This is a genomic window from Pseudonocardia sp. ICBG1034 (assembly GCF_020131375.1).
Lineage (GTDB): Bacteria > Actinomycetota > Actinomycetes > Mycobacteriales > Pseudonocardiaceae > Pseudonocardia > Pseudonocardia alni.
The window spans coordinates 254,298-267,385 of the sequence record NZ_JAHLEK010000017.1 but is presented as its reverse complement, the minus strand read 5'-3'; the positions used below and the strand labels follow the sequence as shown (position 1 = coordinate 267,385).

General features: G+C 76.1%; 13 protein-coding genes. 5 read left to right on the top strand and 8 right to left on the bottom strand.

Features of this window, described 5'->3' with window-relative positions:
• Positions 1 to 9: 9 nt before the first annotated feature.
• Positions 10 to 633 carry a TetR/AcrR family transcriptional regulator gene (locus KPF22_RS16120; protein WP_224402549.1) on the bottom strand — a complete coding sequence of 208 codons (624 nt, stop codon included), beginning with the start codon at positions 631 to 633 and terminating at the stop codon, positions 10 to 12.
• A gap of 138 nt (positions 634 to 771) precedes the next feature.
• Here KPF22_RS16120 and KPF22_RS33180 point away from each other — a divergent pair, with 138 nt between their 5' ends.
• The gene (locus KPF22_RS33180; RefSeq protein WP_224402548.1) at positions 772 to 2,193 is read left to right on the top strand and encodes a carboxypeptidase regulatory-like domain-containing protein; all 1,422 of its coding nucleotides are present in this window, start codon (positions 772 to 774) and stop codon (positions 2,191 to 2,193) included.
• Here KPF22_RS33180 and ppgK read toward each other — a convergent pair.
• Both ppgK and pgm read right to left on the bottom strand, forming a co-directional pair.
• Positions 2,162 to 2,911, bottom strand: coding sequence for a polyphosphate--glucose phosphotransferase (ppgK, locus tag KPF22_RS16110; protein ID WP_224402547.1), 750 nt, complete (start codon positions 2,909 to 2,911; stop codon positions 2,162 to 2,164). The two genes, KPF22_RS33180 and ppgK, sit on opposite strands and share 32 nt — an antisense overlap.
• Positions 2,908 to 4,563 (bottom strand): phosphoglucomutase (alpha-D-glucose-1,6-bisphosphate-dependent), encoded by a 1,656-nt coding sequence (pgm, locus tag KPF22_RS16105; protein ID WP_224402546.1) that lies wholly within the window; start codon positions 4,561 to 4,563, stop codon positions 2,908 to 2,910. Before pgm ends, ppgK begins: the two co-directional genes overlap by 4 nt.
• 54 nt (positions 4,564 to 4,617) lie before the next feature.
• Here pgm and KPF22_RS16100 point away from each other — a divergent pair, with 54 nt between their 5' ends.
• Positions 4,618 to 5,499, top strand: a complete 882-nt coding sequence (locus KPF22_RS16100; protein ID WP_208824047.1) for an ABC transporter substrate-binding protein — start codon at positions 4,618 to 4,620, stop codon at positions 5,497 to 5,499.
• 7 nt (positions 5,500 to 5,506) lie between these two features.
• Here the strand turns inward: KPF22_RS16100 and KPF22_RS16095 are convergent, their stop codons facing one another.
• Positions 5,507 to 6,586, bottom strand: a complete 1,080-nt coding sequence (locus KPF22_RS16095) for an AbrB family transcriptional regulator (protein WP_224402545.1) — start codon at positions 6,584 to 6,586, stop codon at positions 5,507 to 5,509.
• A 144-nt stretch (positions 6,587 to 6,730) separates the two neighbouring features.
• Between KPF22_RS16095 and KPF22_RS16090 the strand changes: the two genes are divergently transcribed.
• The gene (locus tag KPF22_RS16090) at positions 6,731 to 8,428 is read left to right on the top strand and encodes a class I adenylate-forming enzyme family protein (RefSeq protein WP_224402544.1); all 1,698 of its coding nucleotides are present in this window, start codon (positions 6,731 to 6,733) and stop codon (positions 8,426 to 8,428) included.
• Here KPF22_RS16090 and KPF22_RS16085 read toward each other — a convergent pair.
• Positions 8,412 to 9,011 carry an LLM class flavin-dependent oxidoreductase gene (locus tag KPF22_RS16085; protein ID WP_255624854.1) on the bottom strand — a complete coding sequence of 200 codons (600 nt, stop codon included), beginning with the start codon at positions 9,009 to 9,011 and terminating at the stop codon, positions 8,412 to 8,414. The genes KPF22_RS16090 and KPF22_RS16085 overlap by 17 nt on opposite strands.
• On the opposite strand from KPF22_RS16085, the gene KPF22_RS16080 reads away from it, so the two are divergent.
• Positions 8,971 to 9,108: a hypothetical protein gene (locus KPF22_RS16080; protein ID WP_224402543.1), complete on the top strand. Its 138-nt coding sequence runs from the start codon at positions 8,971 to 8,973 to the stop codon at positions 9,106 to 9,108. The two genes, KPF22_RS16085 and KPF22_RS16080, sit on opposite strands and share 41 nt — an antisense overlap.
• A gap of 126 nt (positions 9,109 to 9,234) precedes the next feature.
• Here KPF22_RS16080 and KPF22_RS16075 read toward each other — a convergent pair whose 3' ends face one another.
• The 3 genes from KPF22_RS16075 to KPF22_RS16065 form a co-directional block, all read right to left on the bottom strand.
• Positions 9,235 to 9,702 (bottom strand): nitroreductase/quinone reductase family protein, encoded by a 468-nt coding sequence (locus KPF22_RS16075; protein WP_224402542.1) that lies wholly within the window; start codon positions 9,700 to 9,702, stop codon positions 9,235 to 9,237.
• 78 nt (positions 9,703 to 9,780) lie between these two features.
• Positions 9,781 to 10,755 carry a hypothetical protein gene (locus KPF22_RS16070; protein WP_224402541.1) on the bottom strand — a complete coding sequence of 325 codons (975 nt, stop codon included), beginning with the start codon at positions 10,753 to 10,755 and terminating at the stop codon, positions 9,781 to 9,783.
• A gap of 11 nt (positions 10,756 to 10,766) precedes the next feature.
• Positions 10,767 to 11,300 carry a YbhB/YbcL family Raf kinase inhibitor-like protein gene (locus KPF22_RS16065; protein WP_062394868.1) on the bottom strand — a complete coding sequence of 178 codons (534 nt, stop codon included), beginning with the start codon at positions 11,298 to 11,300 and terminating at the stop codon, positions 10,767 to 10,769.
• A 105-nt stretch (positions 11,301 to 11,405) separates the two neighbouring features.
• Here KPF22_RS16065 and KPF22_RS16060 point away from each other — a divergent pair, with 105 nt between their 5' ends.
• Positions 11,406 to 12,995, top strand: a complete 1,590-nt coding sequence (locus tag KPF22_RS16060) for a Na+/H+ antiporter (protein WP_224402959.1) — start codon at positions 11,406 to 11,408, stop codon at positions 12,993 to 12,995.
• The last annotated feature ends 93 nt before the right edge of the window (positions 12,996 to 13,088 follow it).

Below are 13,088 nucleotides of genomic sequence, written 5' to 3'. Positions count from 1 at the left end.
CGGGCGCGCTCAGTCCGGCAGTGCCGCGAAGGCCTCCCGGGCGGCCGCCAGCACGTCGCCGTAGACCCGGCGGGCCGGCGGGCCCGCCGGGTCGGCCAGCCAGCCGGCGACGGCGACCTGCATCACCGCCATCGCAGCGGCCGCGGCGAGCCGGTGGGCCGTCGCGGGGGTGTCGGCGCCGTCGCGTCCGGCGAGCGCCTGCGCGACGGTCTGCTCCACGGTCCGGCCGACGTGGGCGATCCGCGGGTGCAGCTCGGGGTGGGTGCGCAGCAGCTCCATCTGCCCGTGCCAGGTCGGGCTGGTCGTCAGCGCCACGGTGACCTCGGCGAGCACCGCCGTCGCCGCCTCGAGCGGGGAGGTCTCGGTCCGGGCGCGGACCTCGGCGGCGAGCTCGTCGAGGGAGGCGGTGTCCCAGTCGAAGAGTACCGCGTCCTTCGACGGGAAGTGGTTGAAGAACGTGCGCGGCGCGACGTCGACGTCGGCGCAGATCTCCTCGACGGTGAACGCGTCCGGGCCCTGGGTGCGCGCGCGTTCCAGGGCCGCGGCGCGCAGCGCCCGGCGGGTCCGCACCTTCTTGCGCTCCCGCAGCCCGTGGCAGTGCGCCTCCCGCTCGGTCAGCATCTCGCCGATCATGACCGTCCCACCTCTCCCGCTGGTCCCGGCGCGGCTCGCACCCTCGAAACGTGCGGGGAGTGCAGTCGTGCGGTCACTGCAGTGTGCTTGTACATTCGTGAGCACCGCAAACTATTGCATGACGCAAGCGGAGGACGCGTGTCACAGGAGCAGGTGCAGGAACCGGAGCGCTCGCGGACGGCGAAGGACCTGGCGCTGGCCCTGTGGTTCCCCGGCTTCTTCGTGCTGGGATTCATGCTGTTCTACCTGCTGCCGTTCCACGCCCCGGCGCCGCACGGCATCCCGGTCGGGGTCGTCGGGCAGCAGGCCGCCGCGACCGTGTCCGCCGAGCTGGCGCAGGTGTCGCCGGGCGGGTTCGACGTCACCCCGGTCGCCGCCGCGGCCGACATCCGGGACGCGATCTTCCACCGCGACGTCGTCGCCGGGTACGACCCGGCCGGCCACACGCTCTACATCGCCCGCGCCGACGGCCTGCAGCTCGTCCAGGTCCTGCAGGGGATCTTCGCGCCGCTGTCCACCGGGTCCGGCGGGCCGCTGCGGATGGTGGACCTCGCACCGACCGCGCCCGGTGACGGCTTCGGCACGTCGCTGTTCTACATCGCGATGGCCTGCAACATCTCCGGCTACATCGCGGTCATGATGATGATGCAGGCCACCGCGTTGTCGCGGCGCACCAAGCTGACCGCGCTCGCCGGGTTCGGCCTGTTCGCCACCGTGGTGTGCTGGGCGATCGGCACCGCGATCCAGGCGATCCCGTTCCACCCGGCCGTGCTCGTCGTCGGGTTCCTGCTGTCCCAGGCCGTCGCCTGGACGACGTTCGGGCTGGCCCCGTTCGTGCGCCGCGCGCTGCCCGGCGTCGCGATGGGCCTGTTCGTGCTGATGTCGATCCCGTCCTCGGGCGGGGCGATCCCGAAGGAGATGGTGCCGGGCTTCTTCCAGGTCCTGCACCACGTCATGCCGCTCGGGCAGGCGATCGACGCCGCGCGGGGCATCCTCTACTTCGACGCCACCGCGATCACCGTGCCGGTCCTCGGGCTGCTGGCCTGGTGGGCGTTCGGTGCGCTGCTGGTCGCGCTGGGTGCGTGGCGGGACCGGCGCGCCGCCGGGCACGAGGCGGCCGGGCCGGAGGAGGCGGCCGGGGACGCCGAGCGCGAGCGGGAGCACCGGATCGCCGAGGCCGTCGCCGACGAGGCCTCGGTCGGTGGCGCGCACCCGGACGCCCTCGCCGACGCCCGGCTGCTCGCCCACCCGGTCCCGACGCTGATCGGCCGGGTCGTCGACGACGCGGGCCGGCCGGTGCCGCGGGCGCGGGTGACCGTCGTCGACCACACCGGCGGGCAGGTCGACGTCGCCGCCGGATCCGAGGACGGCCGGTTCGCCGTCCGAGGCCGCGCCGACGGGTGGGTCACCGTGCTCGTGTCCGCGCCCGGCCACGACCCGGTGTCGGAACGGCTGCGCCTGCACGGCGCGGTGTCGCACCGCAGCGTCGTCCTGCGGCCGGCCGCCGCGCGGGCACCGGGGGAGCAGGTCAGCCGTGCGCCAGCAGCGCTGCCCCGATGATCCCGGCCTCGTTGAGCAGCCCGGCCGGGACGAGCTCGGTGCGGGTCCGCACGTAGGGCGACCACTTCTCGAACTTCTTGCTCACCCCGCCGCCGACCACGATCAGGTCCGGCCACAGCAGGTTCTCGACGTGGGTGAAGTAGCGCTGCAGCCGCCCGCCCCACTCCTCCCAGTCCAGGTCCTCGCGCTCACGGGCGGAGTCGGCGGCGCGCGACTCGGCGTCGAACCCGTCGATCTCCAGGTGCCCGAACTCGGTGTTGGGCACCAGCTTCCCGTGGTTGACCAGCGCCGACCCGATGCCGGTCCCGAGGGTCACGACGAGCACGAGCCCGTGATGACGGTCGGCGGCCGCGCCGAACTCGGCCTCGGCGATGCCGGCGGCGTCGGCGTCGTTGACCAGCAGCGCGTCCCGGCCGGTGACCCGGCGCAGGACCGCGGCGGCGTCGCAGTCGATCCAGGACCGGTCCACGTTCGCCGCGGTGCGGGTCACGCCGTGCTGGACGACGGCGGGGAACGTGCAGCCGAAGGAGTCCCGCCAGTCGAACTCGTCGAGGATCTGCTTGACGGTCCCGGCGACCGCCTCCGGCGTGGACGGCTGCGGCGTCGGGATCCGCACCCGGTCCGCGGCCAGCTGGCCCTTGCGCAGATCCACCGGGGCGCCCTTGATGCCGGAGCCGCCGATGTCGATACCGAACCCGAGTGCGTGCTTGCTGCTCACGCCCCCGATCCTTCCAGGGCCGCCGCGACCACGCCGCGCGCCTCGTCCTGGACGCGCGTCAGGTGCTCCGGCCCGCGGAAGCTCTCGGCGTAGACCTTGTACACGTCCTCGGTGCCCGAGGGGCGGGCGGCGAACCACCCGGCGTCGGTGACGACCTTCAGCCCGCCGATCGCGGCGTCGTTGCCCGGGGCGCGGGTGAGCTTCGCGGTGATCGCGTCCCCGGCGAGCTCGGTGGCGGTCACGGCGTCGGCGTCCAGCTTGGACAGCGCCGCCTTGTCCTCCCGGGAGCAGGCGACGTCGGTGCGGGCGTAGGCGGGGGCGCCGAACCGCTCGGTGAGCCGGGTGTAGTGCTCGCTGGGGGTCGACCCGGTGACCGCGGTGATCTCCGAGGCCAGCAGGGCGAGCAGCAGGCCGTCCTTGTCGGTGCTCCACGGCGAGCCGTCGCGGCGCAGGAACGACGCGCCCGCGCTCTCCTCGCCGCCGAAGCCGATCTCCCCCGAGCGCAGGCCGGGAACGAACCACTTGAACCCGACGGGGACCTCGACCAGCCTGCGGCCGAGGTCACCGGCGACCCGGTCGATCATCGACGAGCTGACGGCGGTCTTGCCGATCCCGGCGGCCGCGGGCCAGCCGGGGCGGTGGGCGAACAGGTAGCCGATCGCGACGGCGAGGTAGTGGTTCGGGTTCATCAGGCCGCCGTCGGCGGTGACGATGCCGTGCCGGTCGGCGTCGGCGTCGTTGCCGGTGGCGATGGTGAAGGGAGCCGGGTCGGCCTCCATCCGGGCCCGCAGCGACGCCATCGCGTACGGCGAGCTGCAGTCCATCCGGATCTTCCCGTCCCAGTCCAGGGTCATGAACCCGAAGGCCGGGTCGACGTCGGGGTTCACCACGGTCAGGTCCAGGCCCCAGCGCTGCGCGATCACGCCCCAGTAGTCGACCGAGGCACCGCCGAGCGGGTCCGCGCCGATGGTGACGCCGGCGTCGCGGACCGCGGCCATGTCGAGCACCTGGTCGAGCTGGTCGACGTAGGTGCCGAGGTAGTCGTAGCGGTGCGCGGCGGCCGCGTCGAAGCGGGCGCGGCGCACCTCCGTGAGCCCGTTCTCGAGCAGCTGGTTGGCCCGGTCGGCGATCCAGGACGTCGCCTCGGTGCCGGCGGGGCCGCCGTCCGGCGGGTTGTACTTGAAGCCGCCGTCGGCGGGCGGGTTGTGCGAGGGGGTGACGACCACGCCGTCGGCGAGGTGCCGGACGTCGCGTCCGGCGTTGGTCACGAGGATCGCGTGCGAGATCGCCGGGGTCGGGGTCAGCCCGTCCCGGGAGTCGACGACGACGTCGACCCCGTTGGCGGCGAACACCTCGGCCGCGGTGCGCCAGGCCGGCTCGGACAGCGCGTGGCTGTCGCGCCCGAGGAACAGCGGGCCGTCGGTGCCCTGCGCGGCCCGGTACTCGACGATCGCCTGGCTGGTGGCGGCGATGTGGTCGTCGTTGAAGGTCGCGGTGAACGCCGACCCGCGGTGCCCGGACGTGCCGAACGCGACCCGTTGCACGTCGACCGACGGGTCGGGGTGGGTCGCGGCGTACGCGGCCAGCAGCGCGTCGACGTCGACGAGGTCCTCGGGGCGGGCCGGGGTCCCGGCGCGCTCGTGCACGGTCATGCCGCGATCCTTCCTCCTCGCCGCGGCCCACGCCACCGCCTACCGTTCCGCGGTGTGCGGATCGCGTCGTTGCTCCCGGCCGGGACCGAGATCGCCGGGCGGCTCGGCCTGGCCGCCGACCTGGTCGGTGTCACCTTCGAGTGCGACGACCCGGTGGGCGTCCGGGACCGGGTGCCGGTGGTCGTCGACTCCGCGCTGCCGTGCGCCGCGTCGCCGGGGGAGATCGACGCCGTCGTCCGCGAGCGGGCCGCGGCCGGGCTGCCGCTGTACGAGGTCCACCGCGCCCGGCTCGGCGCCGCCGACCCGCAGCTGATCCTCACCCAGGACCTGTGCGCGGTGTGCGCGCTGCCCGGCTCGACCGTCGCGCAGGTGCAGGAGGAGCTGGGGACCCGGGCCCGGGTGCTGTCGCTGGACCCGCACCGGCTGGCCGACGTGCTCGACACCGTGACCGCGGTCGGCGCCGCGGCCGGGGTGCCGGACCGGGCCGCGGCGCTGGTCGCGGGCCTGTCGGCGCGCCTCGACGCCGTCGCCGCCGCCGTGCGGGGCCGCCCGGCGCCGCGGGTGCTGGTGCTGGAGTGGACCGACCCGCCGTTCCTGCCCGGGCACTGGGTGCCCGACCTGGTCACCGCGGCCGGTGGCGTCCCGGTGGCGGCCGCCCCGGGCGGTCGCAGCACCGCCGTCGACCCGGCCGGCCTGCCCCCGTGCGACGCCGTGCTGGTCGCGCCGTGCGGCTTCGGCCTCGACGACGCGCTCGCCCAGGCCCGCGCGGCGCTGCCGTGGCTGCCCGCCGGTGTCCCGGTGCACGCGATCGACTCGGCGTCGTTCGTGGTGCGGGCCGGTCCGCGCCTGGTCGACGGCGTCGAGGCGATCGCCGCCCTGCTGCACCCCGGTGCGGTCCCGGCGCCGCCGCCGGGGAGGGTCGCGCGGGTCCGCTGAGCGGGCCTCAGGCCGCGCCGCCCGGGCCGAGCCGCCGGCCGACCAGCCGCGCGATCCACGGCGCGACCAGCAACATCAGGATCACCCGCAGCACCTGCACCGCGACCACCGAGGTGACGTCCACGCCGGAGGAGATCGCCGTGGCCAGCACCGCGTACACCCCGCCCGGGGTGGTCGCGAGGTAGCCCTCCAGCGGGGTCATGCCGGTGAAGTGCGACAGCAGCAGCCCCAGTCCGGCGCAGAGCGCGACGACGCCCAGGATCAGCGCGGTCGCCAGCGGCAGCACCCGCGCGACGGTGCCGAGCGCGGTCCGGGTGAAGCGCAGCCCGGCCTGCCAGCCGATGACGGCGTAGGCGACGTCGACGAGCGGCAGCGGCACCGAGGCGGCGAAGGAGAACCCGGCCAGGCTGACGACGAGCGCCACCACCATCGGCCCGAGCAGCGCCCCGGCAGGGACCCGCGCGAGCTTCCCGAGCGGGACACCGACGCCCACGCACAGCGCGGTCACCGCGAGCCCGACCCACCACGGCGCGCCGGGGCCGGTGACCGCGGCGGCAGGCGCGCCGGGAGAGGCGCCGTAGACGACCGCGGCGACCACCGGCATCGTCGCGGTGACCAGCCCGACCCGCAGGTACTGGATGACGGCGACGGTGCGCTCGTCGCCGCCCAGCTCGCGGCTGATCGCGACCAGCCCGGACGCGCCGCCCGCGGTCTGCGCGAGCATCCCGGTGAGCGGGGTGACCCCGTGCTGCAGACCCATGAGCAGACCGGACCCCATGCTGACCAGCAGCGTCGCGAGGCTGATCAGCAGGACCGGCAGCCACTCGGCTGCCACCGCGGCCAGGGTGTCCGGGCGGGCGAGCAGGCCGATGACGACCCCGATGACCGCCTGCGCACCCGACGTCGCCGGGCGGGCGACCCGGGCGGGGCCGAGCCCGGTCAGGGCGAGGACGGTCGCGACCAGCAGCCCGGCGAACAGGGCGGGGGAGGGCACGTCGACCGCGGCGAGCCCGGCGGTCACGAGCACGGTCAGCGCGGCGAGCAGCAGCCAGCGCCACCATCCGGACAGCGACGGGCGGGGGCTCACCGTGTGATCACGACCCGAGCCTAAATGGGACAGGCGTACTGGTGCGCGGTGAGTCGGGACACGATCGTTGTCGAGAGCGAACGATCACGGCTTCCGCCGGAGCGGCCGCCGGGGTAGGACGGACGGGCACGAGGAGGTGCGCCGATGCGAGACACCCCGAGAGACGACACCGCCGCGACCACCGGGCTCGGCCCGGTGATCGCCGCACTGACCGCGCCCGGTGGGGAGTTCGAGCTGGTCGACGCCGACGTGCGCGGCGCCGCGATGCGGGTCTACCGGCGTGGCCCGCACACCCTGGCCGAGCTGTGGGCGGCGACGGCGGCGTGGCCGGAGCGCACGTTCACCGTCCACCACGGCGAGCGTCGCACCTACGGCGAGCACCGGAGCCTGGTCGCCGACCTGGCCCGCGTGCTCACCGGACGGTTCGGGCTGCGCCCCGGCGACCGGGTCGCGATCGCGATGCGGAACCTGCCGGAGTGGCCGGTGGTCTTCTTCGCCGCGCAGGTCGCGGGGCTGGTCGTCGTACCGCTGAACGCCTGGTGGAGCGCACCCGAGCTGGCGTGGGCGGTGGCCGACTCCGGTGCCGGGCTGGTCGTGGCCGACCCGGAACGGTGCGCCGCCCTGTGCGGTGGGAGCGGCGCCGGGGTGCCGGTCGTCCGGGTCCGCGGGGGCGGCGCGCCCGCGCCCGGTCCGGTGACCGGGTGGGAGGACCTCGGGCTGCGCACCGACGGCCCCGGTGACCCGGTCGGGGTCACCGCGCCCGGTCCGGACGACGACGCGACGATCCTCTACACCTCCGGCACCACCGGCCGACCGAAGGGCGCGGTCGGCACCCACCGCAACCACGTGACGAACCTGCTCAACGTCGCGCTGCAGGCCCGCGCCACCGCGCTCGACTCCGGGGTGGAACCGCCGCCGGGGCAGCAGGGGACGCTGCTGATGTACCCGATGTTCCACATCGCCGGCATCAACGGACTCGTCGGCGCCGTGCTCGGCGGGGCGAAGCTCGCGACCCTGCACCGCTGGGACCCGGTCGCGGCGCGGGCCGTCGTCCGGTCCGAGCGGCTGACCCGCTCCAACGGTGTCCCGTCGACGACGGCGGAGCTGCTCGACGGCGCCGACCCCGCCGACCTCGTGTCGTTGCGGACGGTCGGGATGGGCGGGGCACCCGTGCCGCCCGAGCTCGTCGCGCGGATCGGGCGCGACCTCGGCGCCGGGGCCGCGAACGGCTACGGCCTGACCGAGACGACCTCGGCGATCTGCGCGAACACCGGGTCGGAGTACCGGGCCCGTCCCGACTCGGTCGGCCGGCCCGCGCCGGGGGCCCGGCTGCGGGTCGCCGGCCCGGACGGGGAGGCGCTGCGCGACGGCGAGGTCGGCGAGCTGTGGTTCCGCGGCCCGAACGTGGTCCGCGGCTACTGGAACCGGCCAGACGCCGACGCCGAGGCGTTCGTCGACGGCTGGTTCCGCACCGGCGACCTGGGGCACGTGACCGACGGCTGGGTGTACGTCGTGGACCGGTTGAAGGATGTCGTGCTGCGCGGTGGGGAGAACGTGTACTCCGCGCAGGTGGAGGCGGCGATCCACACCGTCGACGGGGTGCTGGAGGTGGCGGTGCTCGGCGTGCCGCACCCGCGCCTGGGCGAGGAGGTCGCCGCACTGGTCCGCGCCCGCCCCGGAGCGGCCCGCGACGACGACGCCGTCCGCGCCGCCGTCGCCGCGCGGGTGGGGGAGTTCGCCGCGCCCGCGCACGTGCGGTGGACCGACGAGCCGCTGCCCAGGACGGCGACCGGGAAGGTCCGCAAGCGGGAGCTGCGCTCGGGGTTCACCGCTCCGGCGTGAGCGTCCTGCGGGCCGCGGCCACGGCCTCCAGCCAGGGACGCGGGTCCGGTGCGCCGGCCGGCGGGACCAGGACGACGGTGTCCGGCCCGGCGGCGGCGTGGCTCCGGACGACGGCCTCCACCTCGGCCCGGTGCTCCGGCAGCGCGACGTAGCCGATGCGCCGGAACCCGTCCGCGGCGCCGCCCGGGCCGCACGCGTCGAGCGAGGACCGGACGTCGGCGGGGGTCAGGCCCGAGTCGAGCAGGACCCCGTCGGCGAGGTCCCCGGCCAGCCGCAGGGTGCGCGGCCCGCGCCCGCCGACCAGCACCGGTGGGACGGTCGTCGGCGGGTGGTCGAGCCGGACCCGGTCCAGGGAGACGTAGCGCCCGGAGCGGGTGACCTCGCGACCGGCGAGCAGGTCCCGTACCGCGGTCGTGTGCTCGGCGAGCAGGGTCAGCGGCGAGGCGACCCGGTTGCCGACCTGGCCCATCCAGTCGAGCACGCCGTGCCCGAGGACCGGCAGGTAGCGGCCCGGGAACAGCCGGGCGAGCGAGGCGGTCTCCATGGCGACGACCGCCGGGTTCCGCAGCGGTACCGGGAACAGCCCGACCCCGACGGTCAGCGCGTCGGTGCGGGCCAGCGCGACGGCCGCGGTGGCGGTCCCGCCGTGCAGGAAGCAGTCCTCCCACAGCCACAGCTAGTCCAGCCCCGCGGCCTCGACGTCACGGGCCACGCCCGGCAGCTCCTCGGGGGGCAGCTCGGGCCGGAAGACGATGCCGATGTCCATGGCGGTCACCGTGCCACGTGCGGTCGCCGGCGTCGTACGGCTACCGGGCCGGGTCGATGCGGAACACCGGGCAGATGCCGGTCAGGGCACCCAGCGCCTCGGGCGTCGGCTCGGCGACGACCCCGTTCTCCACCATGATCCCGACGCCCTCCGGGGTGACCTGCGGCCAGGCCTCCAGCACCGGGCGCGCCTGCTCCGGCGGCACCTCCACCAGAACGACGGACTCCGGGTCGGCGTCGGGCCCCGTGCTCAGCGTGGCCCGCCCGCCCGCGGCCCGGACGTTGACGATCCAGTCCGCGCCCGGGAACCCGCCGACGACGAACCGCTGCCCGCCGGTCGCGTACACCGTCAGCGGCGTGTGCCGGGGTGTGCCGCTGCGCCGGCCGGGGACGGTCAGAACGGGCAGCTCGAACGGCAGCTCGCCACGGTCGCGCCGGGCGAGCAGGTCCTCGTTCAGGTGCTTGATCTGCTGCGGGGCACGGATGTGACGGCGGGGATCGTCGGACACGGGGGCTCCTCGTTCTCGGATCCGGGTCAGGATGCCACGGGCCGGCGGGCGGGCGCGGGGTGTCGGAGCGGAGGGGACTCAGTCCGACCGCAGCCGGTCCAGCGCCTCCTCGGCCCGGGCCAGGTCCTCCTCGGCCCGCTCGGCCCGCCCCGCGGCGTCGCGGGCGGCGCGGCCGGCCTCGTCGCGGGCACGGTCGGCCTCCTCGGCGGCGGAGCGGGCGCGCTCCAGTTCGGCGGTCAGCTCGTCCACCCGGCGGTGCGCGTCGTCGCGGCGCCCGTCGGCCCGGTCGGCGCGGTCGCGGGCGTCGTCGCGTTCGCGGCCGGCGTCGTGGGCGGCCAGTCGGGCGGTCTCGACGGCCTTCTCGGCCTCGGCGAGCGCCTGCGCGTGCCGTTCGGCCTCGCGTCGCTCCCGCTCCTGCGCGGCGCGGTGCTCGGCCTCCCGCCGGGCGTCGCGCCGTCGCCCGGCGAGCTCCCCGTCGCCGTCCCGGCTCCGGCCGCCCCGCTCCGGTTGCGGGGACCGGTCGCCCCGCGGAGCGTCCGCGTCCGGCGTCAAGCCCGCAGCCGCGGACCCCGTCTCCCCGAGCGGCCCGAAGCCGCTGTGCCGCTCGTAGCGCTCCAGCCGCCCCGACCGGACCCGGTCGGCCAGGTCCGGGTCGGCCAGCGCCGACTCCAGCACCCACCGCACGTCGCGCTCCACACCGGGGCCCACCCGGGCCCCCGCGGCGCGGCCGAGGGCCGCGGCCCGGCGGGCCAGCGCCCCGACCAGCCGGTTGCGCTGCGCGGACACCTCCCGCAGGGCCGCGCCGTCGAGGGAGCGCTGGGCGTGGGCGAGCACCGGGGCCAGGGCCAGGAGCCCCTCGACCTCGTCGCGGGCGTCGTCGACCAGCAGGTTCGCCAGCCACGCGGCCCGGGTGGGCCGCCGGGCGGCGGCGATCTCCCGGGCCGCGTCGGTGTCCGCGTCGGCGCGGGCACGGGCGGCGGCGTCGTCGCGTGCGGCGACGAAGTCCTCCGGCGGGACCCGGTACAGCCGGTCCAGCTCCGCGTCCGTGTCCACGCCGGCGGGCCTCAGCTCAGGTTCGCGTGCGTCCCGACCAGGACGGCGCGGCCGACGGTGTGGCTGAACAGGGTGAACGCCAGGAACGTGGGCGTCGCGGTGGCGGGCACGTCCAGCGTGGGCACGTCGACCGCGTGCACCACGAAGTAGTACCGGTGCGGACCGTGCCCGGGCGGCGGCGCGGCGCCCAGGTAGCGGGCCAGGCTCGCGTCGTTGGGCAGCTGGACCGCGCCCTCGGGGAGGCCGGACCCGGTGTCGTCACCGGCGCCCGACGGCAGCGAGGTCACCGAGGCCGGCACGTCGAACACCGCCCAGTGCCAGAACCCGGCGACGGTCGGGGCGTCCGGGTCGTAGCAGGTGACGGCGTAGGACTGCGTCCCCTCCGGCGCGCCGGACCAGGACAGCTGCGGCGAGACGTCCTCGCCGCCCGCTCCGAAGATGCCGGACAGCTGGGGGGTGGCGAGCGCAGCGCCGTCGTTCACGTCGGTGCTGGTCAGGGTGAACGACGGGACCGGGGGCAGCTCGTCGTAGGGGTTGCGGGGCACGGGGCGGACCTCCTCGGATCGGTGGCGGTGGGTCTCGCCGTGATCCTGGCACGGCGCGTCGGCTGCCGTCCGGCGGCGGGGAGGGCAGGGTGTCGGTCCGTGGAGATGCTGCTCGTGCTCGTCGGGCTGATGGTGGCCGCGGTCGTCCTGGTGGGGGTGGGGGACCGGCTCCGGCTGCCCTGGCCCGCGCTGATGGTGGTCCTCGGCGTGGTCGTCGCGCTGCTGCCCGGACTGCCCGACGCGTTCGTCATCGACCCCGAGCTGATCCTGCCGCTGTTCCTGCCGCCGCTGCTGTTCGCCACGGCGCAGCGCACGTCGTGGGCGCTGTTCCGGGCGCGCAGGCGGACGATCGCGCTGCTCGCCGTCGGCCTGGTGCTGGTCACCGCCACCGCGGTCGCCGGGACGGTCTGGCTGCTCGTGCCGGGGCTCGCGCTCACCGCCGCCGTCGCGCTCGGGGCGATGGTCGCCCCACCGGACCCGGTCGCCGTCGAGGCCGTCGCCGGGCAGGTCCCGATCCCACGCCGCGTGGTGGCGGTGCTGCAGAGCGAGGGCCTGTTCAACGACGCCACCGCGCTGGTCGTGTTCCAGGCCGCGGTGTTGGCGACCGTCTCCGGCGACGAGCTGAGCCCGCTCGGGCTGGGCCTGCGGTTCGTGCTCGGCGCCGCCGGCGCGGTCCTCATCGGACTGGGTGTGGCCTGGCTGGCGCGCCGGGTGCTCGGCAGGCTCACCGACGCCACCGGGCGCAGCGCGCTCACCCTGGTCCTGCCGTTCGCCACCTACCTGGCCGCCGACGAGCTCGGCGCCTCCGGGGTGATCGCCGTCGTCGTGCTCGCGCTGCAGCTGCGCGCCGGGGCCGACGCCGATGAGGCCGCCGAGCGGCTCACCCAGTCCTCGCTGTGGAACGTCGTCGAGCTGCTGGTCACCGGGCTCGCGTTCGGCCTGATCGGGCTCGACCTGCGCCAGGTCGTGCTCGCCGCGGGCGACGAGCTGCCGGCGATGCTCGCGCACGCGGCGGTCGTGTGCCTGGTCGTCGTCGCGGTGCGGGTGCTGTGGATGGTCGTCGCCTGGCGGCTGCTGTCCCGCAGCGCCGACGACGCCGCCGCGGCCGGCGCCGCGCCGCTCACCGGACGCGAGGCGGTGCTGTTGTCCTGGTGCGGCATGCGCGGTCTCGCCACGCTCGCCCTCGCGCTGTCGCTGCCGGTGCAGACCGCGTCCGGGGCGCCGTTCCCCGCCCGCGACCAGCTCGTCCTCATCGCCGTGTCGGTGCTGTTCGTGACGCTGCTCGTGCCCGGCTTCACCCTCGGCATGCTGGTCCGCGCCCTCGACATCGACGACGAGGCCGACGCCGAGGAGCGCGCCGAACGCGAGATCGTGCTGCGGGCGCGCCGCGCCGCCGTCGCGACGCTTGAGTTCGAACGCACGGTGCGGGGCCTGCCCGAAGAGGTCGGCACCGCGATGCGGGAGCGGGTCGAGCGGCTGGAGCGGGTGCTGTCGGGGGAGACGCCTTCGGAGGAGGAGCGGTCCCGGATCGCGGCGGTGAAGAAGGCCCGTACCGCCTTCGCCGAGGCCCAGGCCTCGGCGCTGGCCGCCGCCCGGACCGAGGTACTGGCCGCGCGGCGTGAGCCCGGTGTCGACCCGCACGCCGTCGACCGGGTGCTGCGCCGCCTCGACCTGCGCACGGTGCTGCTCGACTGAGGACCGGAGCCGTCGGTCCGGTCGGGGCGCGGCCCGCCGCGTTACGGGTACGGCCCCGACCCGGTCGGTGATCTTCCCCGCAGCCGTGGCCGC

Bases quoted from the DNA above. Each gene is read 5' to 3' on its own strand.
- pgm (WP_224402546.1), bottom strand. From the start codon at position 4,563: ATGACCGTGCACGAGCGCGCCGGGACCCCGGCCCGCCCCGAGGACCTC.
- KPF22_RS16080 (WP_224402543.1), top strand. From the start codon at position 8,971: ATGGCGACGACCGCCGGGTTCCGCAGCGGTACCGGGAACAGCCCGACC.
- KPF22_RS16120 (WP_224402549.1), bottom strand. From the start codon at position 633: ATGATCGGCGAGATGCTGACCGAGCGGGAGGCGCACTGCCACGGGCTG.
- KPF22_RS16090 (WP_224402544.1), top strand. From the start codon at position 6,731: ATGCGAGACACCCCGAGAGACGACACCGCCGCGACCACCGGGCTCGGC.
- KPF22_RS16060 (WP_224402959.1), top strand. From the start codon at position 11,406: ATGCTGCTCGTGCTCGTCGGGCTGATGGTGGCCGCGGTCGTCCTGGTG.